Source organism: Micromonospora sp. WMMC273 (assembly GCF_027460285.1).
GTDB classification, from domain to species: Bacteria; Actinomycetota; Actinomycetes; order Mycobacteriales; family Micromonosporaceae; genus Micromonospora; species Micromonospora aurantiaca.
In genome coordinates, this window is sequence record NZ_JAPZBE010000002.1 from 1 (window position 1) to 25,945 (window position 25,945).

General features: G+C 71.7%; 36 protein-coding genes. All 36 read right to left on the reverse strand.

Features of this window, described 5'->3' with window-relative positions; translation table 11 throughout:
- Positions 1 to 140: 140 nt before the first annotated feature.
- A complete protein-coding gene (locus tag O7611_RS30815; RefSeq protein WP_269698215.1) occupies positions 141 to 1,502 on the reverse strand; it encodes a DUF3440 domain-containing protein in 1,362 nt (453 codons plus the stop codon).
- On the reverse strand, positions 1,502 to 2,839 hold the full coding sequence (locus O7611_RS30820; RefSeq protein ID WP_269698216.1) for a phosphoadenosine phosphosulfate reductase domain-containing protein: 1,338 nt from the start codon (positions 2,837 to 2,839) through the stop codon (positions 1,502 to 1,504). Before O7611_RS30820 ends, O7611_RS30815 begins: the two co-directional genes overlap by 1 nt.
- On the reverse strand, positions 2,839 to 3,477 hold the full coding sequence (locus tag O7611_RS30825) for a class II glutamine amidotransferase (protein WP_269698217.1): 639 nt from the start codon (positions 3,475 to 3,477) through the stop codon (positions 2,839 to 2,841). The genes O7611_RS30820 and O7611_RS30825 overlap by 1 nt, the downstream gene beginning before the upstream one ends.
- Positions 3,477 to 4,268: a hypothetical protein gene (locus O7611_RS30830; RefSeq protein WP_269698218.1), complete on the reverse strand. Its 792-nt coding sequence runs from the start codon at positions 4,266 to 4,268 to the stop codon at positions 3,477 to 3,479. The genes O7611_RS30825 and O7611_RS30830 overlap by 1 nt, the downstream gene beginning before the upstream one ends.
- 3 nt (positions 4,269 to 4,271) lie before the next feature.
- On the reverse strand, positions 4,272 to 4,754 hold the full coding sequence (locus O7611_RS30835; RefSeq protein WP_269698219.1) for a cupin domain-containing protein: 483 nt from the start codon (positions 4,752 to 4,754) through the stop codon (positions 4,272 to 4,274).
- A complete protein-coding gene (locus O7611_RS30840) occupies positions 4,751 to 5,608 on the reverse strand; it encodes a ParB N-terminal domain-containing protein (RefSeq protein ID WP_269698220.1) in 858 nt (285 codons plus the stop codon). Before O7611_RS30840 ends, O7611_RS30835 begins: the two co-directional genes overlap by 4 nt.
- Before the next feature lie 244 nt (positions 5,609 to 5,852).
- The gene (locus O7611_RS30845) at positions 5,853 to 6,290 is read right to left on the reverse strand and encodes a hypothetical protein (RefSeq protein WP_269698221.1); all 438 of its coding nucleotides are present in this window, start codon (positions 6,288 to 6,290) and stop codon (positions 5,853 to 5,855) included.
- On the reverse strand, positions 6,287 to 6,529 hold the full coding sequence (locus O7611_RS30850; RefSeq protein ID WP_269698222.1) for a hypothetical protein: 243 nt from the start codon (positions 6,527 to 6,529) through the stop codon (positions 6,287 to 6,289). The genes O7611_RS30845 and O7611_RS30850 overlap by 4 nt, the downstream gene beginning before the upstream one ends.
- Complete coding sequence (locus tag O7611_RS30855) at positions 6,526 to 7,077, reverse strand: hypothetical protein (RefSeq protein WP_269698223.1); 552 nt, start codon at positions 7,075 to 7,077, stop codon at positions 6,526 to 6,528. The genes O7611_RS30850 and O7611_RS30855 overlap by 4 nt, the downstream gene beginning before the upstream one ends.
- Entirely contained in the window at positions 7,074 to 7,337 is a 264-nt protein-coding gene (locus O7611_RS30860; RefSeq protein ID WP_269698224.1) for a helix-turn-helix domain-containing protein, read from the reverse strand. Before O7611_RS30860 ends, O7611_RS30855 begins: the two co-directional genes overlap by 4 nt.
- A 30-nt stretch (positions 7,338 to 7,367) precedes the next feature.
- On the reverse strand, positions 7,368 to 7,745 hold the full coding sequence (locus O7611_RS30865; protein ID WP_269698225.1) for a hypothetical protein: 378 nt from the start codon (positions 7,743 to 7,745) through the stop codon (positions 7,368 to 7,370).
- A 21-nt stretch (positions 7,746 to 7,766) separates the two neighbouring features.
- Positions 7,767 to 7,955 carry a hypothetical protein gene (locus O7611_RS30870; protein WP_269698226.1) on the reverse strand — a complete coding sequence of 63 codons (189 nt, stop codon included), beginning with the start codon at positions 7,953 to 7,955 and terminating at the stop codon, positions 7,767 to 7,769.
- A gap of 4 nt (positions 7,956 to 7,959) precedes the next feature.
- Positions 7,960 to 8,247 carry a hypothetical protein gene (locus tag O7611_RS30875; protein WP_269698227.1) on the reverse strand — a complete coding sequence of 96 codons (288 nt, stop codon included), beginning with the start codon at positions 8,245 to 8,247 and terminating at the stop codon, positions 7,960 to 7,962.
- A complete protein-coding gene (locus tag O7611_RS30880) occupies positions 8,244 to 8,420 on the reverse strand; it encodes a hypothetical protein (protein ID WP_269698228.1) in 177 nt (58 codons plus the stop codon). Before O7611_RS30880 ends, O7611_RS30875 begins: the two co-directional genes overlap by 4 nt.
- A complete protein-coding gene (locus tag O7611_RS30885) occupies positions 8,417 to 8,950 on the reverse strand; it encodes a hypothetical protein (protein WP_269698229.1) in 534 nt (177 codons plus the stop codon). Before O7611_RS30885 ends, O7611_RS30880 begins: the two co-directional genes overlap by 4 nt.
- Entirely contained in the window at positions 8,947 to 9,324 is a 378-nt protein-coding gene (locus O7611_RS30890; protein WP_269698230.1) for a hypothetical protein, read from the reverse strand. The genes O7611_RS30885 and O7611_RS30890 overlap by 4 nt, the downstream gene beginning before the upstream one ends.
- Positions 9,325 to 9,830: 506 nt before the next feature.
- Positions 9,831 to 10,211, reverse strand: coding sequence for a DUF4262 domain-containing protein (locus O7611_RS30895; protein WP_269698231.1), 381 nt, complete (start codon positions 10,209 to 10,211; stop codon positions 9,831 to 9,833).
- Complete coding sequence (locus tag O7611_RS30900) at positions 10,192 to 11,181, reverse strand: hypothetical protein (RefSeq protein ID WP_269698232.1); 990 nt, start codon at positions 11,179 to 11,181, stop codon at positions 10,192 to 10,194. The genes O7611_RS30895 and O7611_RS30900 overlap by 20 nt, the downstream gene beginning before the upstream one ends.
- A 1,046-nt stretch (positions 11,182 to 12,227) precedes the next feature.
- Entirely contained in the window at positions 12,228 to 12,758 is a 531-nt protein-coding gene (locus O7611_RS30905; RefSeq protein ID WP_269698234.1) for a hypothetical protein, read from the reverse strand.
- On the reverse strand, positions 12,755 to 13,654 hold the full coding sequence (locus tag O7611_RS30910; RefSeq protein ID WP_269698236.1) for a ParA family protein: 900 nt from the start codon (positions 13,652 to 13,654) through the stop codon (positions 12,755 to 12,757). The genes O7611_RS30905 and O7611_RS30910 overlap by 4 nt, the downstream gene beginning before the upstream one ends.
- 401 nt (positions 13,655 to 14,055) lie before the next feature.
- Positions 14,056 to 14,340, reverse strand: coding sequence for a hypothetical protein (locus tag O7611_RS30915; protein WP_269698237.1), 285 nt, complete (start codon positions 14,338 to 14,340; stop codon positions 14,056 to 14,058).
- Positions 14,341 to 14,363: 23 nt separating this feature from the next.
- Positions 14,364 to 15,233, reverse strand: coding sequence for a DNA-processing protein DprA (locus O7611_RS30920; RefSeq protein WP_269698239.1), 870 nt, complete (start codon positions 15,231 to 15,233; stop codon positions 14,364 to 14,366).
- 65 nt (positions 15,234 to 15,298) lie between these two features.
- Positions 15,299 to 16,345, reverse strand: coding sequence for a DUF932 domain-containing protein (locus tag O7611_RS30925; RefSeq protein WP_269698241.1), 1,047 nt, complete (start codon positions 16,343 to 16,345; stop codon positions 15,299 to 15,301).
- A gap of 207 nt (positions 16,346 to 16,552) precedes the next feature.
- Positions 16,553 to 16,774, reverse strand: a complete 222-nt coding sequence (locus O7611_RS30930) for a hypothetical protein (protein ID WP_269698243.1) — start codon at positions 16,772 to 16,774, stop codon at positions 16,553 to 16,555.
- Positions 16,771 to 17,469, reverse strand: a complete 699-nt coding sequence (locus tag O7611_RS30935) for a hypothetical protein (protein WP_269698245.1) — start codon at positions 17,467 to 17,469, stop codon at positions 16,771 to 16,773. Before O7611_RS30935 ends, O7611_RS30930 begins: the two co-directional genes overlap by 4 nt.
- Positions 17,470 to 17,552: 83 nt before the next feature.
- The gene (locus O7611_RS30940; protein ID WP_269698246.1) at positions 17,553 to 17,996 is read right to left on the reverse strand and encodes a hypothetical protein; all 444 of its coding nucleotides are present in this window, start codon (positions 17,994 to 17,996) and stop codon (positions 17,553 to 17,555) included.
- A gap of 6 nt (positions 17,997 to 18,002) precedes the next feature.
- Positions 18,003 to 18,167, reverse strand: coding sequence for a hypothetical protein (locus O7611_RS30945; protein WP_269698247.1), 165 nt, complete (start codon positions 18,165 to 18,167; stop codon positions 18,003 to 18,005).
- Complete coding sequence (locus tag O7611_RS30950) at positions 18,164 to 19,303, reverse strand: hypothetical protein (protein WP_269698248.1); 1,140 nt, start codon at positions 19,301 to 19,303, stop codon at positions 18,164 to 18,166. The genes O7611_RS30945 and O7611_RS30950 overlap by 4 nt, the downstream gene beginning before the upstream one ends.
- 491 nt (positions 19,304 to 19,794) lie before the next feature.
- Positions 19,795 to 20,760 (reverse strand): hypothetical protein, encoded by a 966-nt coding sequence (locus tag O7611_RS30955; protein WP_269698250.1) that lies wholly within the window; start codon positions 20,758 to 20,760, stop codon positions 19,795 to 19,797.
- On the reverse strand, positions 20,757 to 21,791 hold the full coding sequence (locus O7611_RS30960; RefSeq protein ID WP_269698252.1) for a hypothetical protein: 1,035 nt from the start codon (positions 21,789 to 21,791) through the stop codon (positions 20,757 to 20,759). The genes O7611_RS30955 and O7611_RS30960 overlap by 4 nt, the downstream gene beginning before the upstream one ends.
- On the reverse strand, positions 21,781 to 23,094 hold the full coding sequence (locus tag O7611_RS30965) for a hypothetical protein (RefSeq protein ID WP_269698254.1): 1,314 nt from the start codon (positions 23,092 to 23,094) through the stop codon (positions 21,781 to 21,783). The genes O7611_RS30960 and O7611_RS30965 overlap by 11 nt, the downstream gene beginning before the upstream one ends.
- A 379-nt stretch (positions 23,095 to 23,473) precedes the next feature.
- Positions 23,474 to 23,836, reverse strand: a complete 363-nt coding sequence (locus tag O7611_RS30970; protein ID WP_269698255.1) for a hypothetical protein — start codon at positions 23,834 to 23,836, stop codon at positions 23,474 to 23,476.
- A gap of 94 nt (positions 23,837 to 23,930) precedes the next feature.
- Complete coding sequence (locus O7611_RS30975; protein ID WP_269698257.1) at positions 23,931 to 24,095, reverse strand: hypothetical protein; 165 nt, start codon at positions 24,093 to 24,095, stop codon at positions 23,931 to 23,933.
- Positions 24,086 to 24,511 (reverse strand): hypothetical protein, encoded by a 426-nt coding sequence (locus O7611_RS30980; protein ID WP_269698258.1) that lies wholly within the window; start codon positions 24,509 to 24,511, stop codon positions 24,086 to 24,088. Before O7611_RS30980 ends, O7611_RS30975 begins: the two co-directional genes overlap by 10 nt.
- Before the next feature lie 171 nt (positions 24,512 to 24,682).
- Positions 24,683 to 25,267 carry a hypothetical protein gene (locus tag O7611_RS30985; RefSeq protein ID WP_269698260.1) on the reverse strand — a complete coding sequence of 195 codons (585 nt, stop codon included), beginning with the start codon at positions 25,265 to 25,267 and terminating at the stop codon, positions 24,683 to 24,685.
- A gap of 134 nt (positions 25,268 to 25,401) precedes the next feature.
- The gene (locus O7611_RS30990) at positions 25,402 to 25,815 is read right to left on the reverse strand and encodes a hypothetical protein (protein WP_269698261.1); all 414 of its coding nucleotides are present in this window, start codon (positions 25,813 to 25,815) and stop codon (positions 25,402 to 25,404) included.
- Between the last annotated feature and the right edge of the window lie 130 nt (positions 25,816 to 25,945).

The following is a 25,945-nucleotide window of genomic DNA, read 5'->3' on the forward strand; positions in this document are numbered from 1 at the left end:
AAGACGTTGAAGCCCTCGCTGTTGGCTCCCCGGCGGTGGTTCCGGTTGATTCCGACCGAGCCTTCGCCGTCCCACAGTCCGGCCAGCCACGCCAATTCGGTATTGAGAACTGTCACTAGCTGACATTAACCGAAAACTGATCATGAGCTACCGTCCCGCAGCTCGGCGGGCAGCAGCACGTACAGGTCCTCGGGCACCGTGCCGGGATGCGCGAGGTCGGGCAGCAGACCATCAGCGATCGTGGAGGCGAGTTCGTCGATGTACTTGTGCCACAGGCGGGCCCACTCCGGGCTGCCGTAGGCCGACGACTCGTTCCCGGCCTGCTTACGGCCCTTGAAGTCCCCGCGCATGGCCAGCATCAGCAGCCATTCCCAGCTGATGCCGGTGACCGGGTGGCGGGTCTTGCGGGTGATCGGGGTGGTGGTCTTGCGGTAGTGCAGCAGGATCTCGTCGCGCAGCCGGGACGCGACGAACTTCTGGTCGCCGGGCCGGAACTTCCCGACGTAGTGGGTGATGAACTGCGGCCAGGTCATCCCGGCGGGTTTCTCCGGCCGGCCCCGGTAGCCGTACAGCTCGGTGCGGGCGTACCGGCCGGCGGCGCCGACGCCGGGTACCCGGTCGACCATCTTGGCCCACACCTCGGGGAAGCAGGAGGCGTAGGTGTGCAGCTTTTCTAGCGGCTCCTCGCCGAAGGCCGGGGAGCAGCGCTGCGCGGAGTGGCCGAGGCCGGCCATCTCGAGGCGGTCGTACGCGCGGTTGTAGTCCCAGCCCATGAGGGCGGGGGCGGTCCACACGTCTTCGGTGCGCCAGTCGTAGATGGGGTACGCCTTCCACAGGTTGCCCTTGGCGGTGGCGTCGTCGAACTTGATCAGGTAGTTGTGCTCCCGGCCTCCGGCGCGCACCAGGGCCCGGTAGCGGGTCAGGGACTCCTGCGCGCGGATGCCCATCACCATGGCCACGTTCCCGAGCGACGGCGGGGCGATCAGCCCGTTGGCGTCGGGGGCGGTCAGGCGGGCCTCCGGCGGCCAGATCGGGAAGCCGGGCAGGGTGGTGACCGCCTCCGGCGGCATCGGCCGGCACCACAGGGCTTCGGCTTCCGGCGCCCACGGCCACCACCACGGCGAGGTGCGGGAGCAGGCGTTGCGGTGTTTGAACGGCACGCAGTACCAGGTGAGGTCCACGTCGTCGCGTTGGGACACCCGCCGGACGTACTCCTCCGTCTCGTACGGGATGGCCTCTTCGTCGTAGAAGTAGGTGCGCAGCGGCAGGTGCCGGGCGTGGCGGGGATGGGAGTGCGCGACCTGCAACGCCACGTTCAGCACGGCGGTGGAGTCTTTCCCGCCGGAGAAGGCGATCATCACCGTGTCGTGCAGGTCGAAGATCACCTCCATGCGCTCGCAGGCCAGGTCGTACACCGACCGGTCCACGTCGATGCGGTCGCGGGACTGGCGCTTCTTGTTCTTGATGTCGCCGGGGTCGACCCGGGCCGGGCTGGCGGGCATCACACCTCCTGGCGGGCGTAGTCGGGCAGCAGCGCCCACGGGTCGGCGGGCGGGTCGCCGGGGTGGCCCAGCTCGTGGAACCGGCCGGCGGCGAGGATCTGGGTGAGTTCCTCGGCGTAGCGGCGCCAGATCCCGACGGTCGGCAGGCCGGTGCCCGGCTCGTTGTCGAGCAGCTTGTACGCCTGGCGGCGTTCCTTGAGGTCACCGCGCATGGCCAGCGGCAGCAGGAACTTGTAGGACACGCCGGTCAGCGGGTGGGGGGTGTTTTCCAGGATGGGGTGGGTGGTCTTGCGGTAGTGGCGGCGGATCTCGGTACGCAGCCGGTTGGTGACCTGCCGGCGGGTGAGGTCGCCGTGCTTGCTGGCGTAGAGGGCCAGGAACTCCGACCAGGGCAGCCCGGCGGGTTTCTCCGGGCGGGTGCCGAAGCCGTACAGCTCGGTGCGGGCGTAGCGCAGGGCCGCGCCGACGCCGGGCAGCCGTTCGGCCATCATCGCCCACACGTCGGGGAAGCACTTGGCGTAGGTGTCGAGCCGTTGGATCGGCTCTTCACCGAACGCCGGCGAGCAGCGTTGCGAGAACGCGCTGACGCCGGCCATCTCCATCAGGTCGTACGCCCGGTTGTAGTCCCAGCCGTGCAGGGCCGGGGCGGTCCACACGTCGGAGGTCATCCAGTCGTAGATGGGGTACGCCTTGTACACGTTGCCCTGGGAGGTGCCTTCATCGAACTTGATGATGAAGTTGTCGACCTTGTGGAGCTTGACGGCCCGGCGGCGGTTCGGGGACTCCTGCGCCCGGATGCCCATCAGCATCGCGACGTTGCCGAGGTGGGCGGGCACGAGCAGGCCGTTGAGGTTCGGGATCGACAGGCGGTCCATCGGCGGCCAGGTCGGGAACCCGGCCAGCTCGGTGATCGCCTCCGGCGGCAGCGGGCGGCACCACTTGTCGCGGGCTTCCGGCGCCCACGGCCACCAGTACGGCTCGGTGCGGGAGCAGGCGTTACGGTGCCGGACCGGCAGGCAGTACCACTCCAACGCGACGTCGTCGCGCTGCGAGATCCGCCGGACGTACTGCTCCGTCTCGTACGGGATCGCCTCTTCGTCGAAGAACACCGTGCGCAGCGGCAGGTGCCGGGCGAACCGCGGGTGTGAGTGCGCCACCTCCAACGCGACCTGCAACACCGCGGTGGAGTCTTTCCCGCCGGAGAACGACACCACGACGTGGTCGAACTGGTCGAAGACGTAGGCGGTGCGTTCGAGGGCCAGGGTGTAGACGTCCTGGTCGAGCGGGACCGGTTTGAGCATGTGCCCGCCGTTGCTGGACCGGCGTTTGCTGGCCATCAGGAGCCTTCCAGAGCGGTGAACACGGTCAGCTCGGGTAGCGGGACCGCCGTACGGCAGCAGGGCTGTGAGGTCCAGTACACGGCCCCGGACCCGGCGGTGCAGGTGTAGAGGGGGTGGCGGTGGCGGTGGCCGTAGAGCCGGCCGTCGCTGTCGAGCACGGCGATTACCCAGGCGTGCTGCTGCGCCCGGTCGACCAGCGCCTTGATCGCCACGGGCGGGGTCAGGCCGGCGGCGCGCAGGTCGGCGTAGGCGAGGGCGAGGGCGTGGGAGTCGGTGACCGCGCCGGGCCGGTCGGACAGCCGGTCGGCGTTGTAGACGTTGCCGTTGTGCACCACGGCGTGGACCCGGCCGTCTGCGGCGTTCACCAGCCACGGTTGCAGGGCGTCCGGGTCGTCGTACCGGCCGACGGTGGCCATGCGGGCGTGGCCGAGCAGGGCGGTGGCGGTGGCCGGGATGCGGTGCAGGGCGGTGTGGGTGAGCGGGCCGAGGGCGGTGTGGAGGTGGTGCCGCCCGTCCGGGTTGCGGGCTATCCACCCGTGGCCGTGCGGACCGCGGCGTGCGGCGCCGGACGCGGCGGCGGCGAGGTGCCCGGTCTCCGGCGGCACCGACCCGGCGTAGGCGAAGATCCCGCACATCAGCCGTTCCCCGTTCGCGTCAGCCAGTCGGCGGCCTGCGGCAGCACCGTGGCGGCGTGCCGGACCACGTCCGGGTCGATCTGCCAGCACTCGGACCAGCCGTGGTCCGGGCTGGTCGTCCACTGGCGGGCCGGCCACGCGCCGGTACCGATCTGCCAGCCGCGCGGCCAGCCGTAGCAGGGCGGTAGCGGCACCTCCCGCCGCACGAGAAGCGCGAACATCTGTTCGTGGGTCCAGTCGGCGATCGGGGACCAGCGGGTGATCCCGGCGCGGTTGGTGTACCGGTCGGCGCCCTTGGGGCCGATGTAGTTGCCGTCCTTGCGGCGGCGGCCGAGCGCGAGGAGGTCGAGCTGACGGCGGACGTAGAAGTCCCGCTGGGCCTTGTGCTGCACCAGCCCGAACCACTTCGACCCGTCCGCGCCCTGCGGGAACAGCATGTGCGGGTGGGCGGCGAGCCAGTGCAGGTCCAGCGGGGCGGCGATCACGTCGCAGGCCGGCGGCATGTGGTCGGTGAGCCACCGCAGCATGGCGGGCCATTCCAGCCCGGCGGTGATCCCGAGGACGCAGTCCGAGACTCCGGCGGCGTCCATGACGTACCGCAGCGCCTGGGAGTCTTTCCCGCCGGACCAGCCGTAGCCGATCACCCGGCCTGCGGCCTGCTCGGCGCGGATGCCCTCGACGGCCCGGCCGATGAGGTCGTCCAGCTCGGTGTCGGTGACCAGCTCGGCGGCGCGGTGCATCGCGTCGGTCCACACCTGGTTGTCGGCGAGGGCCTGCTTACGGCCGAGCACCGCTCACGCCTCCGGCGGGGGCACCGGGTCGGTGGCCAGCAGCGGGGTGTCGACCAGCCGGCCGGTCCAGTCCACGAACGTCATCCGCTCGGGGGAGTCGACCGGCTTGTGCGGCGACCCGATCGCGACGATGACGTGATCGGTGATCGCGCCGACGGCGTGCGGCACCTCCCCGTCGACCATGTACAGGTCGCCCGGGAAGATCCGGTACGTCTTCCCGGCGATGGACATGGTGCCCTCACCGGACAGGCAGTACAGCAGGTGGTCGCCGGGGTGGGTGTGCACCGGGAACTGCTTCCCGGCGGCGACGTGCAGCATGTCCGCGCCGAGGTGGCCGTTGGTGTGCAGCGGCAGGCCTCGGGCGGGCGCGCCGTGCACGTCGACTCCGGCGTCGGGCAGCGTCGGCCGGGTCTCCCACAGGTTGATGATCTTCAGGCCCTCGACGGGCGTGACGCCGGTTTCGATCCGGCCGGACGGAGGCTTCATGCGTCTGCTCCTGCCGGGGCCTGCGCGGTGGTGAGGTAGTGGCGGGCGATCGCGACGAGCGCGTCCACGGCGATCGGGCTGCCGGTGATCGTCTGCGCGAGCTTGACCGCCTCCCGGACGACTTCCCGCTGCTCGGCGGTCGCGGTCCACGACAGCTGGACGTACTGCACCGGGGGAGCCTGCGGCTCGCCGGGCGGCGCCGGAGCGGCCGGGGCCGGCGGGAGCACGACCTCGGCCGGTTCGGTGGCGGCCGCCGCGGTGCTCGGGTCCGCCGGCGGGCCGGCCGGGGCGGCCGGGACGGCGGCGGGCGGTGCGGTGGTGGCCATCGCGGCGGCGGCGGTGGCCGGGTCCGGCGCTTGGGCGATCATCGGGTCCAGGAACGCGGCGGCCTGGTTACCGAGGTGGTCGGAGGCGCGTAGCAGCTCGTCCAGTTCGGCGGTCGACCAGCCGGTGTCGGCGAGGTCGTCGGTGGCCTCACCGAAGGAGGCCAGCAGCGCGGCCAGCTCGCCCTCGTCGTACTCCGCGTCGTCGCTGGTCTTGTTGTCCAGCAGCAGGATCTTGCGGGCCTGGTCGTCGGTGAGGTCGAGTTTGTTCACCGCGACGGACGTCGCGCCCAGCTCGCGCATGGCGATGAGGGTGTTGTTGCCCTTGACCACGTGCCCGGTGCTGGCCTGCACCAGCAGCGGGGTGTACTGGCCGTGCTGCGTCAGCGACGTTTTGATCTTGGCGATGTCACCGCGGCGTGGGTTGCCCGGCCAGTTCGACACCTGATCGATCGGGACCGCCAGCGCGGCCAGTTCTGCCCGGATCAGTGCTCCGGCCTGTGTGGAGGCACCCTTGTTGCCCTTGACCACCGCGCGACCCCCCGTCGTCGTTTGATCTAGCAGGGAGTGTACGCAGTCTGATCAGCGACTCAGCGTTCTACCGGTCAACCGGTGGGGGGTGGGCGTGTCCGGGCCGCAATGCCACGTGGTCCCACCGTGAGTCTGGGGAACAGACGGTGGGACCACCCAGGCCATCATGCGACTGCGGCCAGGTCAGAATACCCCCCTGGTGGGGGGTGATGCGAGTGGTGATCGTGGTGAGCCGCGAGCCCGGTCAGATCGGGGCCAGACACTCCATCGGGTAACCGGTGCGCTGGACGTAGCGGTGTCCGTCGACGGTCAGAATCCACACGTCGTCGGGGCCGCGTCGGGGCATGGTCAGCCGGATCTCGTTGGGCGGTGAGCTCATCGACCGGGGCGGGAACCGGTGCGGCATCGGGTCGGTCCAGCCGGCGATCTCGACGCCGAGGGTCGGTGATTCCAGGTAGAACACCGAGGTCCAGCCGGTGTTCCGCACGTGGATCCGGACCTTGCCGGGGGCCGAGCACCACATGAGCAGGTCGAACTCCGCGATCGGGCCGGTGGTCGGCGGGCCGGGCGCGCGCCGTGCCGGCGCGTCGGCGGCCAGCCAGTTCAGCAGCATCCAGCAGGACGTCCAGACCGCGAGGTGGACCGCCCACCGGCCGGAGGCCCAGGCCAGCAGCCGGGTCACGACCGGGCCGCGCGGGCGCGCGTCTCGGTCTGGACGTGCTGCATGTGCTGGTCGTAGGCCTCCAGCACGGCGTAGTCGTCCCACGGGCCGACCGGGTCCATGGTGGTGCAGGAGCACCGGCCGTAGTGCAGGCTGCGGCCTGCGGCGGCCGACTCGACCTCGGCGAGGGTCATCACCAGCCGGTGCGCGGCGCGGTCCACCATCGGGTCGTCGATGTAGTACGGGGCGTCGGCGGTCATGACGGCTCGTCTCCCCGCAGGACCGCGGCGAGCTGACCGGCGTTGACGACCGGCAGCACCTGGAACACCGACCACGCCACCACGGCGTACGGGAACGCGGTCAGCAGGGCGTGGAAGTGCGCCACGGTCGCCTGGCTCTTGGCGATCAGCCGCAGCAGGTCGCCGGTGAACGACGAGCAGTCACCGCCGAGGAACAACGCGAGGTCGCTGGGGGCGGTCATCCGGTAGTCGTCGGGCAGCGTCTTCGGGTAGCCGGTCCAGTCGAGGTTGTAGACGTCGGACACGGCGCGGGCCAGCTCGATGGTGGGGTTGTCGAGCAGGTTGCTCGACATCGGGGGAGGGGTCGGGTGGTCGCAGGTCATGGTGCCGGGCGGGCGGGCGGACAGGTAGCCGAGTTCGGTCAGCTCGCCGAGGGCCTGGAGCATGTCCTCCCGGGACAGCCCGGACCGTTCGGCGAGCCAGCCCATCGACGGGCGGGCCTCCCCGGCGAGCAGCAGCAGCGACTGGTAGACCCGGCGGGCCTCGGGCGGTAGTACGGGCAGGGTCATCTGTTCCTCACGTTCGGGCTGTAGGTGTTCGGGCCTTTGCCGCGCCGGACGTCGAGCAGCCCGGCGGTGCACAGGTTGGTGATGGCGCGGGACACCCGCCGGTCGGACAGGTGCGCTTCTCGGGCGAGGGTGGCCCGGGTGGGGTGGCAGGTGCCGTCCGGGCCGACCTTGCGGGCGATCAGGGTGAGCACGAGCTTGTCGGCGGCCGACGGGCACTGCTGGTCCAGTGCCCACAGCACGGCGGCGTTCGGGGTGGTCATGGTGGTGTACCTCCTGGCGGGGTGCGCCGGTCAGTCGATGTGGAACCGGGCGGCGGGCCACACGGGTCGGGTGCCGGCGCGGACGGCGCCGAGCAGCCCGGAGTGGAAGACCGTCAACCCGTCGCGGTGGGTGACGGTCGTGTCGTGGAGGTCGATCTGGGGGCGTAGCTCGCCGCTGGACATCCGGGTCGCGGTGGCCGGGTCGGTGAGCGTGCCGTGGGCCAGGATGATGCCCTGGTGCACCTCGGCGTCGTCGACGGTGCCGATGACGGGGGCGTGCGGGAGGTCTTCGAGCAGCGCGAGCGGTGTGTGCGCGGTGAGCGTGAAGTCGAGGGTCAGCAGCCGGTGGTCGGTGCTGGCGACGTTGAGGGGCGCGAGGACGGCGGTCCACCGCACATCTGTCCGCATTGTTCGATAACCTTCCTTATGTCAAGTTCGGGTGTTTCGGCGGGGTTCCAGCGCTTCCCGGACCTTCCGCTCGGCGCGCTCAGCGGCGGCGACCCGTTGAGCGTTGCGGTCCATCAGCTCGTACAGGTCTCCCGCGCTGCCCTCCTGGCACAGCCGCAGCAGCGCGCGGGCTTCGGCTTCGGTCAGATCCAGCCGGATCGTGCGGGCCACCCGGTCACCTCCGGTCCAGCTCGCCGGAGGCGATCCGGGCGCGTAGCTGCTCCTCGCGGCGTTCCCGCTCGGCGGTGATCACCCGCCGCTGCGCGCGGTTCGTCCAGACGTGCGCGCCGATGATCACCGTGAGGGAGACGAACCAGGCCCCGGTCCGTGCCCACACCGGCACGGGCATCACGTCGAGCAGCACCCCGAACGTCAGCGCGGTCACGATGGCCACGCCCAGGCACAGGAAGATGACGTTGACGGTGCGGTAGTAGCGCAGCCGCTGGTCGAGGTCGTCGTTCACCGGGCTCTCCTGGCGTGGAGCAGGTCCGCGGCGATCGCCACGGCCAGGACGAGCGCGAGGAACACCAGCACGGCCAGCCAAATCGGCCCGTCGTGTTCCTCCAACAGGCCGGCGGCGATCCACCCCGCCGTCAGGCACGCCAGCCCGAACAGCAGCGTCCGGCGGCCGGTCACGGCCTGCCCGCCTCGGGGTTGCTGCCCGGCGCGACCGGGACGGCGTCTCCGGTGCGGTGAGTGCGGAAGCCGTGCCAGATCAGCCGGACCGGCTCCTGGCGGGCGGCCGGGCCGACCCAGTCGCGTAGGCCCTTCCAGTCCCCGGCGTCGTGCAGCTCGCGGCAGCGTCCGCACACGTACCACCGGTCACCGGAGTCCATCTGCGCGTCGAGGACGGCGAGCTGGAACGGGGTGAACGGGTAGTACGCGATGACCGGCTCGCCGCCGCAGAAGTCGCAGACCAGCACCCCGCCGTTGTGGCCGATGGAGTGGGCGCCGCCGGGCAGCCCGGCCGCGCGGCGTTCCTTGATCAGCGTGGTGGTGGTCAGCAGGTGCTCCAGCCGTTCCCGCCAGTGCGCGCCGCCCTCCCGCTCGGCGTAGTCCAGCAGCCGGTTGACCTCGGCGGTGTCGTCCGCGCGGTGAGCGGCGGCGACGCGGTTGGTCAGTTCGTGGAACCAGGCGGCGGTGCTGGTCTCCTCGGGCATGGTCATGGCGCACTCCTGACGATCGACTCGTTGTCCCGCACGATCGTCGCGGCAGCGACCCGCGTCAACGTGGTCAGCCGGCTCAGGTACTCCCCGACGGGGGCGAGCCACCGTGCGGGGGCGTCGGGGTGGAACTGGCGGGCGGTGAGGTCGGCGATGTGGTCACCGATCGCCGTCGCGCGGTGGGCGAACCCGAGGACGTGGCAGTCGGGGTCGATCCAGCCGATCACCGACACGGACTCGGCGGTGATGCCGAGGGTTCGCAGGGTGTCCGTGAGACGATCGGCCGCAGCGATGCAGTCGCCGTCGGAGACGGTCGATGGCTGCTGGCAGGTGAGCACGAAGCGGATAGCGGCTTCGTCGATCCGGTCCAGTGGCATGGGCGGGGGTTCCTCCTCGGCTGCGGACCGTTCCAGGCGGTCCCCCGCTAGCCTATCCACTAACCCCTAAGTAGTCAACTACCAGGGGGTAATTACGGGCGGGGGCCGCGACACCGCCGCATCGCCAACCGCGGCGTGTACGCCTCCTCGCAGTAGAAGCACCCCGGCCCCTGCATCAGCAACAGGTTCTCCCGATCCAGCAGCGCCGGACCATCCTCACCAGACCGCTCCGGGACCACCCGGAACCCCGCGAACACCATCCACAGATGCTCGCCCGACCGAGGGTCGAACTCCGGCAGCCGATCGACCTGCCCCGGCACCTCCTGCACGTGCCCGGTCCCGCTCCACCCCGCTGCCATCCACATCCCCTCCGACCGCTCGCGGCTGTCCTGCCGCGAACCGCGACCTCGTACGCCGTCCGGCGGCCCCGGCCGCCCACGCCGACGATGCCCCGGCAGCACCGTCGGCGCCACCGGCTCGTCAGGTCCCTTCACCCGGCCCACGGGTCACACCGTAGGCGGCTCATCGGTCAACCCGGGAACCACCTCCCACACCCGCCACCGGTCCCCGTACAACGCCGTCGCGTACCGCAACACCCGCCGCGCCACATCCATCGGCACCGCCCGCACCCCCACCGGCCGCCGGAACTCCCCCACCGCGTACAACAGCTCCGGCGTCAACTCCGCTTCCAGCGACCGCCGCGCCAGATCGTTGAGCACCCGGGCCGCGACCTCCACCCGCACACCGATCAGCACCAGCTCCGGCAACCCCGCCTCGGTCAGCCCCACCGTGTACGCGATGTTCGGCCCGACGCCCTTGACCGCCCACCCGTGCGCCGCCACCACCTCGCGCACCGCGGCCACCGTCTCATCCTGATCGTCCTCCACCATCGGCTCCCCCGTTCTGCAGATGGTCGACCAGCCGCCGAGCCGCCGAAGCCGACCTCGGCGACCATCCACCCCGGCGCAGCACCTCCACCAACGGCGACCCCTCCGCGAGGTCGTCGACGGCGCCGCCCAGCCGGAGATCACGCGGCGTCGACGGGGGTAATCCTGCCCTGACCACCAGCCGCGCCCAGATGCGGTGCAACCCGCGCACGTTCAGCCGGCCACCGTCCGCCCCCGACGTCCCCGCCTTCGGCCCGCACCCCGCGATGTTCTGCCCGGAGTCCACCGACCGGAACAACGGACCCGACCGCACGCCGGCGGCCGCCAGCACACCCAGCCACCCCGCCGCCGCCTCCACCGGACACACCTCCTCCGGATCATGGTCGTGTTCCAGCTCCCGCACCTCCCCGGCCACCCGCACCACCAGCGCGCCGTCGACCAGGTCCACATCGGTCACGTCCAGCTCGACCAGCCGCGCCACCGGCACCGTCAGCGCGTGCGCCAACGTCACCAGACACCGGTCCCGCGCCGCCGCCGCAGGCTTGTCCAGGTTCAGCCCCCGGGCCACCACCGCGGCGAGCACGCCACGCCGCACCCCCCGTGGGGTGTCACCTTCCGGCTGATCAGCGGTATGGTCAGCCTCACGGAGCACGAACCACGCCGCGACGCCATCTGGCACTGGCTCGCCGCGTAACCGCAACACCGCCCTGACCGCGGCCACCCGGCCCCGGGCAGTCGCTTTCGCGTACCCGTGCTCCCGGACCAGCGCTTCGGCGTACTCGGCGAGATGCTCGGAGGTGGGCGGCTTGGTCACCGACAGACCCCGACCCCGCCGCCACGCGTTGAACTCCCCGAACACCCGCTGGTACCGGGCCATGGTCTGCGACTCCAGCCGCCCGTCGTCGCGTCGGGCCCTGCCCGCGACGGTGAGCGCCCGGTCGACGGCGCTGGCCTGCTGCTTTTCGCTCACGGCGACCTCCTCCCGCTGATCCTAGGGTAAGGGCCGGGAATAGCTGTTTCCGGCCCTTGATGGCCCGAGCGGGGCACGGCCGGCGCGGGCAGGTGTCGGGCACTGCGGCGCTGGTCGCGGGTCGGGGCCGTGGACCTCGCCGGTACGGGCGGGGGGTGCCGATGATCTTGGCGGGTGGGGGTCGGGCCGGGCCGGCGGCCGCGGTGGTGGCTGTTCGGGGTGGTGGTGGCCAGTTCCCCTGTTTTCGGGGTGACTGGCGCGGGCGGGCCGCCGGGTGACCGGGAGCGGGCCGGTGGCCCTGTTCCCCTGTTTTCGGGGTGACAGGTGACGGCGGGCGGGGGCGTACCCGGCCGGGTTGCGGGGTGTCCTGCCGCGAGGGCTGGTGCGGGGTGGGTGGCGTCGGCGGTGAGGTGCGGCGCCGGGCGGCTCGGCGGGCGGTCGCGTGTGGAGGCGGCCGGGCGGGTCGCCGACCGGGCGGCCGGGTGGTCGGGTGCTGAGGCGGGCGGGTGGCCCGGGTCGAGGGCTGGCGGGTGGTCAGGGGCCGGGGTGGTTGTCCGATCCGGTGTCCGGGCGTGCGGGCTGGTGAGCAGGCCGGTGGGCGGCTGGTTGTCCGGGTGGTTGTCCGGGCGCGCGGGCTGGTGAGCGGGTTCGTGGGCGTCTGGTTGTCCGGACCGGTGTCCGGGCGGGTGTCTGGTCTGCTGTCCGGGTGGCTGTCGAGGTGACCGGGTGGTCCGGCGGGTACGCGGTGGCGAGGGTCGGCACGAGGCGGTCTGCCCCGGCGTGCGGGTGGCCGGGCGGCACGGTGGTCCGGCGGGTGTGCGGGTAGCTTGCCGGTGACGCGGGCGGGCCGGTGGTCACGGGGCCACGTGGCTAGCCCCGTACGGGGCCCCGTGATCTGCTAGCTAGCTTGCTAGCCAGTCTGCTAGCAGCGTGGCTAGCTGTGCTGCTAGCTGTGCAGGTGGGTGGGCATGAAGGAGGGCCGGCCGGGGCGTGCGTTCCCCTGGGTGGGGAGGCGTCGCCCCGGGCCGGCCCCGGGTGGTGCGTGGTCAGTCGCGCAGATCGGTGCGCGGGTAGCCGTACTCAGCTTCGAATGCGGCGTCGAGGAGCTGCGGGGACAGCGGTACGCGGCCGAGCAGGGCGTCGCGGATGACCTCCTGCTGCTGGTAGCCGGTCATGTCCGCTTGGAGCTTGACGGCGGCCTGGATCCACTTGGTGAGGCGGGTGCCGTCGCGGGACCAGTCGGTCATGGGGTCGCGGCGCTTCTTGCGCAGCTCCAGCAGGTCCGTCACGGACACGGCGCTGGCGACGGTCTGTGCCGGGGCCGGGTTGCTGAGGACGCGGTCGAGGGAGGTCGCGCCGGTCGGCTCGGCGGTGCGTACCGGGGCCGGTTCGGGAGCCGGTGCCGGGGCAGGTGCCGGGGCGGGTGCCGGGGCGGGTGCCGGGGCGGGTGCCGGGGCGGGGGCGGGCTCGGCGCGTGCCGGGGCCGGGGTGGCGGGCTGCTCGTCCGGGTCGCGGCGTCCACGCCGGCGGGGCACGTTGTGCGGCTGCACCGGCTGGTCGAAGCCGTTGGCCGTCATGCGTCCGCTCCGACGTCGATCGCCGCGGCGAGCTGCTTCATCATGTCGACCACGCCCTCACGGCGCAGGCGGGGGTCGTAGAGCATCGGCACGGCGAGGTCGGTCACCTCGGCGATGCGGGTGAGCCGGGGGATGTGCGGTGTGAGGACCGGCGGGGCGTTGTCGCCGAGGGAGGCGGGGATGGACTTGACCCGGCCCTGGTGCAGCTTGGTGTTGGACACGACGAGGTTGACGATGACGCCGAGGATGTCGACGTCGATGTCGAGCTGGTCGGCCCATTCCTCGACTTCGGCGAGGACGCGCTGCGCGCCGGTGATGGCGTCCTTGTGGGGTTCGGCCACGATGTAGACGCCGTCGCCGTTCTCGGCTTCCAGGCTCTGCACGACGTTCTGTTCCAGGTGGCCGAGGGCGGGCCGGCAGTCGAACAGGGTGTAGTCGTAGTCGTCGGTGACGCCGTAGAGCACGCGGTTGAGGCGCTGGTGCGAGCCGGGTACCGCGGCTTCGCTGTTGCGGTCTTCCAGGGACAGGCTCGCCGGGAGCACGTCGATCAGCTGGGCTTCGGGGCTGTCCCAGCCGCAGCGGACGATCGCGGCGCGGGCGCCGCCCTTCTCCCGGCGGGCGAGGACGTCGCCGATGCTGCCGTTCGGGCCGACCTCGGCGGCGACGCGGCCGGTGAGGTTGGCCTGGGGGTCCATGTCGACGACGAGGACGCGGCGGCCTCGAGCGGCCAGCCCGGAGGCGGCCATGGCGGTGATCAGGGTCTTGCCGACGCCGCCCTTGTTGTTGATGAAGGCCAGGCGGCGGCCGAGGGGTTCCGGGGTGTCGTGGTGCGGGGCCACGACGTCGACGGCCGCGACCCGCGGTGCGGGCACGGCCGGTGAGGTGCCGGTGGACATGGTGAGGACAGCTCCTTCCGGGTGGTCGACCCGGCGCACGGTGGGCGGGGTCGGCCGGTCGGTGACGCGGACGTTGGTGGGTGTCGGTGCGAGCTGGCGACAGTTCGCGTCGACTCCGTGATGGTGCCGGTCGCGCCTGGTGGCGGTCGCGGCGGGGGTCAGGGTAGCCCGGTTCGGGCCGGGAACGGCGGTGCCAGGCCGGTTGAGGGCTACGCAGACGGGTCGGGGTGGGCCGGTCATAGGTGCGGTGGGCCTTTCTCGGTGGGTGGTTCCCAGGCCGGTCCAGGCGGTCGTGGGAACGTCGGGGATGGTACCGACTCCACAGAAGATGATCAACTAGCTGGGGGTGATATGGGGTCACCCCGGGCCGGTGGGTGGCCCGGGGTGACCTGCGGTGGGGGTCAGGTGCGGGGGGTGGCCTGCGGGGGGAAGCAGGCGAGGCAGGGCATGGCCTGAAGCCCGGCGGCTTCGGTGCGGGTGACGAGGATGCCGCCCGGGGGGTTCCAGCCGCAGCGGGTGGTCACCGCGCGCTGGCCCTCGATGGGGATGCCGGCGACCCGGCGGTGGGCGGGGGTGCGGTGGGTGCGGGAGGAGATCCACACGTCGCGGGCGGCGGTGTCGTTGGCGGCCGGGCGTGGGGTCGGGAACCGTACGTGGCCGCGGGTGCTGTGAGCGAAGGTGCGCATCGTGGTTGTCCTTTCGGGGTGGGTTATCGGGGGGTGAGGGCGTCGTGGGCCTCGGTGGCGGTGCCGACGAGGCGGGCGTGCCGGTCGCGGATGAGGGCGTGGCAGCCTGCGGAGTGGGTGGAGGTGACCGGGCCGGGGACGGCGGCCACCGGCCGGGTCATCCGGCGGGCGTGCTCGGCGAGGGTCATCGCGCCGCCTCGGGTGGTGGTCTCCACGATCAGCACGCCGGAGGTGAGCGCGGCGGCGAGCTGCAGCCGGCGGTGGTGGCGGTCGCGGGTGAGGGTGGCGCCGGGGGGTTCGGCGGTGACCACGAGGCCTTCGGCGGCGGCGTAGGCGTACAGGTCGGTGTGGGCGGTGGGGTGCGGGTTGTCCAGCCCGCTGCCGGACACGATCAGCGGCGGCATGCTGTGCCGGGTGACGGCAGCGCCGCGCAGGGCGGCGGCGTCGATGCCGAACGCCGCGCCGGAGGCGACGGTCCAGCCGTACCGGTCGGTGAGGTCGTGGGCGAGCTGCTGGGCGAGGTGGGTGCCGTAGGCGGTGGCGGCGCGGGAGCCGGTGACGTACACCGACTGCGCGGTGGCCTCGGGCAGCATTCTCGGGCCCTGCACCCACAGGCAGAGCGGGATCGCGTTGGCGGGCAGGTCGTGAAGCTGGGCGGGCCACTGCGGGTCTCCGGGCAGGACAGCCCGCGCGCCGAGGCCTTCGGCGGTGGCCAGCGCCCGGCGGGCGCGCAGGAGCACGGACGCCGGGTCGTGGTGCAGGTTGAGCAGGGCGGCCGGGCCGTGCCGTTGGACGGTCGCGAGGTTCGTGTGGTCGGTCAGCAGGGACAGGGCGACGTAGCCGAGCCGGACCATGTCGTCGGTGATGGGGTCCGGCAGGGTCGTGGGGTTCACGGTGCCTCCGTGGGCAGATGGGAACCGGCCGGGTGGCGGTGGCCACCCGGCCGGGTGCGGGCGGATCAGGCGGACTTGACGACCTCGCGGGCCAGCTTCACGGCCTCGACCTTCAGCGGCTCGTAGCCGTTGAGCATGGTGCGGGAGAAGTAGCTCTCCTCGGTCTTGTACGGCCGGATGTGGTCGGCGAACTCCCCGGCGGCCTGGACGAGGCCGTACACGGAGTCGCGGATGCCGTTGCAGGTCCGGCCGTCGATCAGCTTGTTCATCTCGCCGATCGTCATTTCCAGGGCCTTGGCGACGCGGGGCTGGGCCAGGCGCTCCTCCAGCGTGGTGCGGGAGGTGGGGCGGCGGCCGATGGTGTTCTCGATGACCCGGGAGATCGCGAACTGCTCGATGAAGGTCTTGCGCTGGATCTTGTTGACCTTCACCTGCAACATGGCGCGGGCCTCTTCGATCGTGTGTTCGATCTGGGCGTGGGACTTGGCGAGGGCGACCTTGGCCTCCTCGACGCGGTCCTTCCACCCGGAGGTGTGCTTGAAGCTGTACGCCGAGCCGTCGCGGTCGGCCTGCATATCGGCGGCGTGCCAGGTGTTCGCGCAGACGATGCGCACGTTGGTGGCGATGACGCGCAGGGCGGCGGAGCCGTCGTGGCTGTTGAGCAGGGCCATGTAGGGCTGCATCGGGGACGGATCACCGGGGATCTCCCGGATGCCGCCGAGGCGGGCCAGGGCCCACACCCGCTTGCCCTCGTTGAGCGCTCCGGCGGTCTCGTACTGGATCTCGCCGTCGGACTTCTCCATGATCGCTTCGAGGATCTGGCCCATCTCGCTGTGCGGGATGAGGTGGTAGGTGCCCTTGGCGATGTCGAGGCGGGCGCCGGTGTCGGAGCGCTTGATCTGCTTGAACCCCTCGATCACCTCGACCTTGGCGAAGCCGCGCTCGTCGGGCTCGCCGGCGATGTCGTAGGCGGGGAACTCGACCGGCTCCCAGTCCAGGCCGGCGAGGCGGCGGGCCTCGTCCCAGCTTCCGGGGTACTCGTCGAGGATCTTGCCGAGGCCGTGCCACGGCACCTCGCGGACGGAGAAGCCGGTTTCGAAGTAGGCGGGCATGTGGGGTGTCCCTTCTCGGTTGGCGGGCCGTTCCAGGTGACCCGCCGTGACACCCATAGGTTAACCCCCTACCCGTGAAGTAGTCAACCTATAGGGGGGTTTATTTTGCGGGTGTCCCGCTGCGACGCTCGCGGCTGTCCTGCCGCGAGACGGCGGCGGGGGCGTGGCCACCGGCCACGCCCCCGCACCTCCCGCACCCCCCGGGTGCTACCTCTCGATGTAGCGGTAGTCCCACCAGCCGAGCTGGTGGCCGATCTGCATGGCCTGCATCCGCTTGGTATCCTCCGGCGCGTCGGTGTCGAGCACCGCCAGCTCCCGGACCTGGTTCAGCGCCTGGGCGAACCCGCGCACGAACGGCAGCACCTCCTGCGGCTCCAGCCGCAGCACGGCGTTGTTGACCTCCAGGACGTACCGATGCCGGGCGCTCACGGCTGTCCTCCCGCGACGGCGGCCGGACGGCCGAGCAGCTGCACGTGGATCGTCCAGCCGTGGGTGAACACCACGCCGGTGAGCATCCCGCCGACGAGCTGGTCGTGGGTGACCGTCTTGTGGTCGGTGGCCAGCCGCGCGCACCACGCCTGCCACACCTCGGCGGTGGGCAGGTGCACGTAGATGGTGTGCAGCTGGCCGGTGATCGTCAGCGACAGCGGCTGTCCGGCGTCCTGGCACACCTGGCCGATCCACTGCGTCATCAGCCCGCACGGCGCCGGGTCCGACGCCGGACGCTCCGGCGGGGCCTGCACGACCGTCAGCCGCGGCCCGTCCGGGTCGGGCACGACGTTGCCCGCCGGGCCTGCCGCCGGCCGGCCGTCGAGGTCCAGCAGCGCCAGCGCCGGGCCCGGGTCGGCCGGGGCCGCCACGGCGGGCATGACCACCGTCGGCGCGCCGCTCGCGGCAGGAGAGCCGCCAACCCGGGCCGGTGGGATCAGCGGCAGCACCCGGGCGGGCGCGCCCGGGGCGGCGAGCGCCACGGCGGCCGGGCGGCCGTCGACCGGGGCGGGGGTCGGTAACGCCACCACCGGAGCCACCGTCGCGGGTGTCGTCCCGCGACCGGTTGTCGGCACCGAGGCCAGCCGCCGGACCGGAGCGGGCTGGTCGTCCTGCGCAGTCGCAGTCGTGCTCATCGCAATGTCCCCCTGCACTTCATCAAACCGGCTCGATGATCAGACATCACATGTCCATGATCAAGGCATCCGACGATCGGTCATCACGGACGCCACGTTGAGTCGAAAGAGGATACCGGTGGTATTCCCTTTCTCGCACGGCAACCGTCGCACCACGACGGCGACGCCACCGTGCCGTAGGCGCGGGGGTGCTGGTCCCCGCAGCCGGTGCACGGGCCCCACCGCACCCGCCGCGCCGGGCGGGCCGGGAAGGTGCCCGGCGCGGTCCGGCGGGCCAGCACCCGGTACTGCTCCGGGCTCGGGCACGTCGACCAGTGCGCGGTGAACCGCGGCAGGTGCGTGCCCCGGGCCTTCTCCTGCTCGGTCAGCTCCCGCACGCCCCAGCCCCGGCGGCCCAGCCGGACGGTGACGAGGTTCCCGGCCGGGTCACGGCCGAGGTCCACCGGCACCGCCGGGCCGGCCGGGGTGGGCAGGAGCACCACCATCGACCCGCAGGAGCAGGTGCGACGGGGATACCCGCTGCCCACCGCCGGCTACCGGGCCAGCAGCGCGTACACGGCGATCGTGTCCGACGACGCCGGCGGCGCCGTGAACGCCTTGCACCGCCCGCAGTAGCCCTCCTGCTTGTCGACCGGATGCCACGACCGGGCCGCGCACCTCGGGCACACGAACGGCTTGCGGCTGTCCTGCCCGCTCACGTCTTCGCCCCGGCCAGCCGCCGCCGCGCCGCCGCCTCCTGCGCCGCCTGGTGCGCCGCGAGCTTCGCCTTCGAGTCCCCGGCACGCTGCTCCGGCACCACGTTCACCGGCACCCCACCGCCCGGCGGTGTCTCGGCGACCGGGTCGGCGGCGGCCCGCGCCACCGCCGCCGCCTCGTCGACGAGTTGCTTCTCGGCCTGATCCCAGTGCGGGCAGGCGTCTTCCAGCAACCGGCGCGGGGTGAACGTCTTCGCCGTACCCGCCGCGATCAGGAACGCCCGCTCGACCAGCGGCCACGGCCGCTCCCGGATGAACGGGTCCGCCAGGACCTCGGCGAGCACCGACGCCGACCACCGCGGCCGCTTCGTCGTGCACGCCTTGTGCAACGCCTGCTCCTCGGCGCTCAGCCCGTGGGGGTTCTGATCCTCCGAAGAGGACTGCTGCTGCTCCTGCTCTGCGGTAGGAGCGACCGCCCACTCCGGCGGCTCGTCGGAGGAAACAGCAGGAGAAGGAGGAGGTTCATTTCTTGGAGGTTCAAAACCCCTTCTAGGTTCCCGCCCTGTTTTCGGGGCAACATGTTCCCCCCCACAGGGGGGTACATGTTCCCCCGTTTCGGGGGCAACTTGTTCCCCTGTTTTCGGGGTAACTGACTGTTCCCCCGTATTCGGGGTAACTGCGTTGGCCTGCGCTTTCTTCGCCCGGCGGGCGTCGCGGGCGTCCTTTTCGGCCTTGCGCTTCAACTCCAGCAGCGGCTTGTGCGCCTGATACCACTGCTTCAGCGAGGTGATCCCGGTGTACCCGGGCGGCGGCAGCGAATGCACGGTGTAGACGTTGTGCCGCGGCATACCGGCCCACGTCTTCTCGACCGCCCCGACCTGGATCAACTCGGTGAGGTACGGGTCGATCTTGTCGCCCCGGGACAGGCCCATCATCACCGCGAGGTTCAGCTTGCCCGTCCACACGAACTCGTCGTCGCGCTCACGGTTCACGTGCATCCGCAGCAGGTTGTACAGCGCGATCGCGTGCGGGGACACCCCGGACAGCGGTACCCAGTCGAAGACCTCCGTGCGGGCCGGCGGACGGCGTCCGCCCCGGACCTCGACCTCATCACTGGTCTTCGGGTTCCGGGCGGTCATTCGCGCACCCGGATCGTGGTCGTGCTCATCATCGAGCCCTTCCGTCTCTGAGACGGCGCAGGCCGGGAAACCATGTTGGGTCCGACGGAGGGTAATATCGCGCGCCCAGCGCCCGTCCGGTAGACTCACCACTTGCCCAGCGCCGTCCAGGGACTTTGCGTCTTGGTCAGGGGTTGAGTGGAGATGGGATCTGTTGATCGTGCTCCGTAAACACTGCTTGATCAGGCTGCCAGGCCTGTCAGCACCACCTCCATAACCTCATATGGCGCGGTCGGCCCCTGATCCCCCTCGGATCGGGGGCCGACTCTTTTTCACGTTCCGGTCGAGTAAGCGCAACATCTTAGCCGCGACCTCGTGACCGGCATCACCTTATGCCGTACCGGCCGGTTCCGCGCACACCAGGTAGCCCGATAAGGACCCGTGTCACACCGAACCGGACACGGGCGGGGGCCGGCCCGCCGCCGTCGACGCGCCGGCCCCCGCCTGGCCGGTCACCCCTCCTTGGCCTGCTCGATCTGCTCCTCGTAGGAGCACAACCCGGCGGCGATCAGCTCGACCGCGGCACCGATCACCGCCACCGCCACCATCCGTCTCGGGTCCGGCACCTCCCGCTCAGCCATGACCGTCTGGCCGTGCACGAGGATCCGACCGGCCATCTCCGGCTCGTCGTGGTGGAAGGCGTGCACCATCCGGAACACCCAGCAGTTCGCCAGTTCGACTCGTGAGCGTTGCCGGTCGGCGCTCAGGTCCGACCAGTCGAGCAGGGCCGGCGGTCCGTCACCGTCGCTCTCAGGCCGGGAAACGGTCACCAGCACGTCATGGGCGCTGATGCTGGCCAGGGTCCGGGCCGCGAGAGTCGCCCGCGCCTCGACCCGCTCGACCGGCTCCTCCCGCATCCCGGCGATCATCTGATCCACCTCGGACATCTGCCGCCGGGCGACCGCCAGCGTCAGGTCCACCAGCGACGGCGCCGCCTCGTAGAGCCGGGGATGGCGGGCCGACAACCCGAACAGGTGCACCACCCGGAACACCCGCGCGTCGATGTCCTCCTGCCCCAGCGCCACCGTCAGCGTCTGCCCCAGCGACGACACGAACTGCCACCGCTGCTCGTCGGGCAGCTCGCCCGCCGCCGCGAGCCCGGCGCTGACCATGTCCCCGTCGCCGAACACCGCCGCCCGGATCACCGTCGTCAGCACCCGCAACCACGGCTCGTCGCGGCCGTGCGGGGACGGCACCGCCGCCAGCCCGGCCGCCGCCTGCTCCGGGGTGGTGCCCGGCGGGGTCATCAGCCGGCCGAACATCGCCGCCCAGGTGTACAGCATCGGCCCGAGCCACCGCTGGTCGACCATGTGGATCAGCACGTGCCCGAGCGCCGCCGTGTCCTCCTCGGTGATGGCGATCAGCCCGTCCGTGGACAGGTCGATGAACTGCCACGGGTCGTTGTGCTCCACGCTCACGGCTTTCCCTCCCCCGGCTGCGGCACCCGGCTGACCACCTTGATGTCCACAGCACCTCGCTTCTTCTTCTTCGGCACCGGCTCGCCCAGATCCACCAACCGCTGCTCAGCCGCAGCCCGGTCGGTCTCCTCGATGTCGCGTTTGCGGCCGTAGCGGTACGGGCCGTACGTGCCGTACGCCGCGCGGTTCAACCGCGCCAGCGCCCACTTCTTGTCGGCCTCGGCCTGCGACGCCCGCGCGCGGGCGTCGTCGTAGTCGGCCAGCGCCGCGATGATCTCCGGGTCCGTCGACACCGCCTGCGGCCCGACCACCGACGGCTCGGCGTCCGGCCCCCAGCACCGCTTCAGCCACGGGCACTCGTCGCAGGACAGCGACAGCCCCGGCCCCCGCTCGTCGCGCGGCGCGCGGTCCGGGTCGGCCGACAACGCCCGCAGCAGCGTCACCCGGTCGATCACCTCCAACGCCAGCGCGTTGGTGAACGGCTCGACCACCACCTCCTCCGCGCCCGACGCGCGGTCCATGTAGAGGTACGCCACCCACCGCACCGGCCGGCCCATCTGCAGCCGCGCCAACGCGTACGACGACACCTGCACCCGGTTGTGGTAGAACGGCCGCCACAGCCGGCGGACCGCCGCCAACCGGTGCTCCCCGACCGTCTTGAGGTCCACCACCCCGTCCAGGTCGTCCAGGTCGATCGACCCGACCAGCTCCAGCCCGGCCGCCCGCAGCCGCACCTTCGACTCCACCCGCGACCCGGGCAACTGCTCGGACAGCCGGGGCAGCAGCCCGGCGTGTTCCCAGGTGCCGAGGTTCGCCTGGCGGGCCTCCCGCACCGGCGGCCGGTCACTGACCGGCGTTTTCGCCAGGGCGTACGCCGCCCGGCGGGTGCAGGTGCCGACGCTGGACAGCCCGAGGTGGTGCGGGTCGCGTTCCCGCGACGCGGTCTCGGCGCGGAACGCCCGCCCCATCGCGGTCCGGAGCCGGTGCTCGACCGTGGCCAGCTCCTCGACCGTGATCACGTCACCCGACATGACCGGTGCAGTCCTTCCGGTGCTGGCCGGAGGCGAGCACGGCGGCGGCGTCGCAGCCGCACGGCAGCAGCCCGGAGGTACCGGCCGCCGCGTCGATCACCGGATGCGGTTCCTCGAGCGGTCCCCGGGTACGGGACCGGGCCGGGGTGCCGGTGCTCTTCTTCGCGCCGGTGGTCTTCTTCGCCGCCGTGGTGGTCTTCTTCGCCGCGGTGGTGGACTTCGCCGGCGTCTTCTTCGCCGCCGTGGTGGTGGTCTTCTTCGCCGCGGTGGTCTTCTTCGCCGTGGTGCTCTTCTTCGCGGCTGTCTTCCCGCGAACGGCGGCCGTCGTCTCCCGTTCGACTGCCGCCCGGGCGGCTGCGGCGGCCGCGGCTTCCTCCCGGGCCTGCGCCCGGTTGCCCTGGTTGAACAGCAGCTCGTTGACGGTGACCCGCACCTGCCCGACCACCCCGGCGTACCGGTGCAGCAGCCCCTCCTCCCCGGCCTGCCGCCACAGCTTGCGGATCTCGATCAGCGGACCGTTCGGGTCGAGCCTGCTCAGCAGCTCGGCGACGTCCGGCGCCGGCACCGGATGCCCGTCGGCGTCCAGCTCGACCCCGGACATGTCCGGCTCCAGGATGTCGTCCAACGGCGGTTCCCCGACGTCGGCGACCTCGTACATGCCGAGGGTGACCTCCGGGGCGTACCGGCGCACCAGGCGGGACATGCACCGCGCCCACAGCGAGTCCTCGGTGAACCGGGTCCACACCGCCGCCTTGTCGTCGCGGTTCAGCAGCCCGGTCGTCGCGGCTTCCAGAGCGGTGAACTGCGCGCCGCCGCCCGGCTTGCCGTCACCACGGCGGATCATCATCGACACGCTGGTGGGGGACACCTCCAGCGGGGTGACCTGGTGGCCGGCCCGGATGACCAGGGCGTGCATCAGCCGGGCCCGCATCCGGCTGCTGCCCTCCTCGTCGAAGAACACGTTGTCCCAGGCCACCGGCAGGTCCACGTCGAGGGCCTGCGCGACCTGCATGATGGCCAGGACGTCGGCGGGGTTGTCGCGGTAGCGGCGGGGCACGGCGAAGCGGGCCTTGGCCAGCGAGGCGGCCATGCGCAGCTGGTCGTCGAAGTTACGCGGGCCTTTGTAACGGCCCATGAGCGGCCGGAGCTGTGAGGGCCTGTGCTCACCCGGGATGAGGTCGGTCAACGGCTGACGGTCGACCTCGGCGGGCTGCTCGGGCGGTTCCGGCGCACCGTCAGCCGGCGGTGCGTTCTGGTCGGTGGGGTCGCTACGGTTGTCGTCGGGGGGACTGGCGATCGCCATGATCGTGGTGCTCCTGTCCGACGTGCCCCCGGCGAAGCCATCGAGATGCCTGCCAGCTATCGCTACACGGCCGACCCGGGGGTGCGTCATCTTGGTGAGGGTTGGAGAGCCAGCCGTGGCGCCTGGACAGCCCGCACGGCGCGCACCAGTGGCGCGCGTTGCGGTCGCCTCGTGGAGGCGAAACGACCGTCCGTGTATCGTGGGCTCAGGAGAACCCGCCTCGGCAGTGCGTATGCACGGTTGGTGCAGGAGATCCTTTCTCGGTTCCGCCCCGGGGACTCGGCATTGATGCATTCCAGGCTCTGCGCCGATCATCCCCGGGGCGAACTTTCTTCAAGCTCGCCCCTTCGCGGCTATCGTGCCGCGAGGCTGTGACAGGTCACCCCGTCTTGCGCGGGCGGCCCGGCGGCTTCATCTTCACCGCCTGTCCATCTGGCGTCATCCGCCCGGTCTGCATCGCCCAGCGCCGGATCGTCCCGGCCTTCCAGGTCGGCTTACCGGGGATGTCAGGTCCGTCTTCCTTCGGCAGCAGCTTCGGGTGAGGCGTCTCCTCGTTGGCGGTGGCGATGTTGTTGCGGTAGTCCTTCCGCCACGACTTCACCGTCTGGTACTCGACACCGAGCATCTTCGCGATGCCCGGCATGTCGACCAACGTCTCATCGTTGATCAACTGCTGTCGCTTCCGTTCGAGAGCACGGCCGGTCAACGGCTTGCTCTCCTTGTCAGAGGCAGTGGCCATCACGGCGCACCTCCTGTTCTTGGGGGGACGAGAGGGCCAGCCCGTTCCGACTCTCTCGTCCCCGCACAATAGCGGATCACGATTAAATGGTAAACCGTCAGGGGGTAATTACCGTCATCTCTACCCCCCGCTCCGGCGTGGCGCGGATGACCACCCGGCCCTTGCGGGCGAACAGCGGACGAGTCCCGTCCTGACGACGGCCTCCCAGCACGACCAGGAACCCGTTGAGGGCCAGTGAGCAGGCCAGGACCATCACATCCATGACGGCCACCGCCCCTCGTCCTGCATCCGCTCCCACGGCCCGTCGGCGTCGTCGTCGACCGGCCGGCCCGGCTGCGGCTCCCGCCACGCCTGGTCGAGCGCGTCGAGGTCACCCGGCCGGCGGCCGTCGTGCTCGTCGCGCAGGTGACCGGCGGTCGCGGCGTCCGCGTCGGCCTCGTACGGGTGGACCTCGCTCCACGGGCAGCCCGGCCACGGGCAGTCGGTCTGCCCGGGGACCGGCCCGACCGGGGCCAGGTCGTCGGCGCGGAACGGGGTGCCGGTCGCGTCGACATGGATCGGGTCGCCCGGGTGGGGCATGGCGATGCAGTAGTCCGTCTCGCAGGTCAGGGCGTCCGGCGGGAACGCCGGGATCGACGGCGGGTGATCTTGCTCACCGCCCTGCGGTGTCTCAGGCATGAGGAGCCCTTTCTCGGTTGGCGCGTGCTCCCTGGCTTCCAGGCCCCAGGCGCGACGCGACGTGCGATTCCTTGGCGATCGCACGCCCCCACAGTTTACCGGTTACGCGGGAAATAGAAAACCCCCGGGGGGTGATTTCTCACCTCCCGGGGGTCTCCTCCCCGCGCCGGCTCAGTCGGCCAGGTCGCTCAGCCGCACCCGGCCGGACCAGGGCGTCCCGCCGATCTCCCGCCACTGCGGGTGCTCCATGTTCGGGGCGTAGCGCACGTGCACCTCGTGGTTCGTCGGCCACGCCGTCCAGGTGCCCCGGGTCCGGCCCTCGCCGTGGCGGGCCTGCGCCCACAGGATCGCCTTCGTCTGCTCCGCGGAGTACGACCGCACAGCGTCGGAGCGCACGTTGGTGTACCGCTCACCCGGGACGGTCAGCGGGACGATCGTCTCGCCGAGGTCGTCGACCCGGTAGTTGGTCGTGCCCACCGACCCGTCCGCGCGGTGGCTGCGGATCGCCACCCGCCACCCGCGGCTCGGGCCGCCGTCGAACGCCTCCACCAGCTGCGCCCCGATCAGGGCGAAGCCGGTCCGCCGCTCGCAGACCACCATCACCGGCTGGCCGCCCAGCGCCGCGATCAGGTGCCGCAGCTTGCCCAGGTCCCAGCGGTGCCGGGTGACGTCGGCGGTGTTCGGGGTGAAGTCGCTGGCCAGGACGACGCCGGTCGTGGTGGTCACGGGCACGCCGACTGCGTTGATGCTGGTCATCTCGGTTCCTCCTGCGGTTGCCGGGGCCTTCCAGGCGGCCCCGTCGACACCCATGACGTTACCGACTCCCGAAGAAATAGACAACCCCCGGGGGGTGATTTCCCCCGGGGGTTGTCTCAGCCGTGCAGGTCAGCTCACCACGGCCCGTCCCCGTACCGCGCGCCGCACGCCGCACTGATCTCCAACGCCACCCGGCTGATGTCCAGGTTCGCGTCCACCGCCTGATCCTGCGTGCCGTACAGGTCGGCCGCCTCCCGCGCCGTCACCGCCGCCAGCAGCCGCCGGCCCAGCTCCTGCATCTCCCGCTCCCCGGACTTCTCCGCAGCCTCCCCGGCGAGCCGGGTCGCCCCCAACTCCTCCAGCACCTCCAACATCCCCGACGGCAGCAGGTGGCACGCCTGCCGGTACCAGTCCTGCGTCGGCAACGGCGCGGGCCGCGACAACGACGGCGCCGACGACGGCCCGGCGGCCGGTTCACCGCCCCCGCACCCGACCAGCGCGGCCAGCGACAGGCCCACTACGGCCAGGGCAGCACGATTGATGAGCATGGCTCTCCTCGGGATCAACCGCCGCACCGTCGGCGGTACCGACCCGGCCGCTTCCAGGCGCGCGCCGGGCGAGCGGTGACGTTACCGCCACCCCCGGAAATAGACAACCCCTGGGGGGTGAAATCCCCCC

Bases quoted from the DNA above. Each gene is read 5' to 3' on its own strand.
- O7611_RS30910 (WP_269698236.1), bottom strand. From the start codon at position 13,654: ATGTCCACCGGCACCTCACCGGCCGTGCCCGCACCGCGGGTCGCGGCC.
- O7611_RS30980 (WP_269698258.1), bottom strand. From the start codon at position 24,511: ATGCCTGAGACACCGCAGGGCGGTGAGCAAGATCACCCGCCGTCGATC.
- O7611_RS30855 (WP_269698223.1), bottom strand. From the start codon at position 7,077: ATGACCCTGCCCGTACTACCGCCCGAGGCCCGCCGGGTCTACCAGTCG.
- O7611_RS30820 (WP_269698216.1), bottom strand. From the start codon at position 2,839: ATGGCCAGCAAACGCCGGTCCAGCAACGGCGGGCACATGCTCAAACCG.
- O7611_RS30825 (WP_269698217.1), bottom strand. From the start codon at position 3,477: ATGTGCGGGATCTTCGCCTACGCCGGGTCGGTGCCGCCGGAGACCGGG.
- O7611_RS30865 (WP_269698225.1), bottom strand. From the start codon at position 7,745: ATGCGGACAGATGTGCGGTGGACCGCCGTCCTCGCGCCCCTCAACGTC.
- O7611_RS30885 (WP_269698229.1), bottom strand. From the start codon at position 8,950: ATGACCATGCCCGAGGAGACCAGCACCGCCGCCTGGTTCCACGAACTG.
- O7611_RS30985 (WP_269698260.1), bottom strand. From the start codon at position 25,267: ATGACCAGCATCAACGCAGTCGGCGTGCCCGTGACCACCACGACCGGC.
- O7611_RS30815 (WP_269698215.1), bottom strand. From the start codon at position 1,502: ATGCCCGCCAGCCCGGCCCGGGTCGACCCCGGCGACATCAAGAACAAG.
- O7611_RS30925 (WP_269698241.1), bottom strand. From the start codon at position 16,345: ATGCCCGCCTACTTCGAAACCGGCTTCTCCGTCCGCGAGGTGCCGTGG.
- O7611_RS30890 (WP_269698230.1), bottom strand. From the start codon at position 9,324: ATGCCACTGGACCGGATCGACGAAGCCGCTATCCGCTTCGTGCTCACC.
- O7611_RS30835 (WP_269698219.1), bottom strand. From the start codon at position 4,754: ATGAAGCCTCCGTCCGGCCGGATCGAAACCGGCGTCACGCCCGTCGAG.
- O7611_RS30960 (WP_269698252.1), bottom strand. From the start codon at position 21,791: ATGTCGGGTGACGTGATCACGGTCGAGGAGCTGGCCACGGTCGAGCAC.
- O7611_RS30975 (WP_269698257.1), bottom strand. From the start codon at position 24,095: ATGGATGTGATGGTCCTGGCCTGCTCACTGGCCCTCAACGGGTTCCTG.
- O7611_RS30860 (WP_269698224.1), bottom strand. From the start codon at position 7,337: ATGACCACCCCGAACGCCGCCGTGCTGTGGGCACTGGACCAGCAGTGC.
- O7611_RS30990 (WP_269698261.1), bottom strand. From the start codon at position 25,815: ATGCTCATCAATCGTGCTGCCCTGGCCGTAGTGGGCCTGTCGCTGGCC.
- O7611_RS30950 (WP_269698248.1), bottom strand. From the start codon at position 19,303: ATGACCGCCCGGAACCCGAAGACCAGTGATGAGGTCGAGGTCCGGGGC.
- O7611_RS30915 (WP_269698237.1), bottom strand. From the start codon at position 14,340: ATGCGCACCTTCGCTCACAGCACCCGCGGCCACGTACGGTTCCCGACC.
- O7611_RS30905 (WP_269698234.1), bottom strand. From the start codon at position 12,758: ATGACGGCCAACGGCTTCGACCAGCCGGTGCAGCCGCACAACGTGCCC.
- O7611_RS30850 (WP_269698222.1), bottom strand. From the start codon at position 6,529: ATGACCGCCGACGCCCCGTACTACATCGACGACCCGATGGTGGACCGC.
- O7611_RS30965 (WP_269698254.1), bottom strand. From the start codon at position 23,094: ATGGCGATCGCCAGTCCCCCCGACGACAACCGTAGCGACCCCACCGAC.
- O7611_RS30935 (WP_269698245.1), bottom strand. From the start codon at position 17,469: ATGAGCACGACTGCGACTGCGCAGGACGACCAGCCCGCTCCGGTCCGG.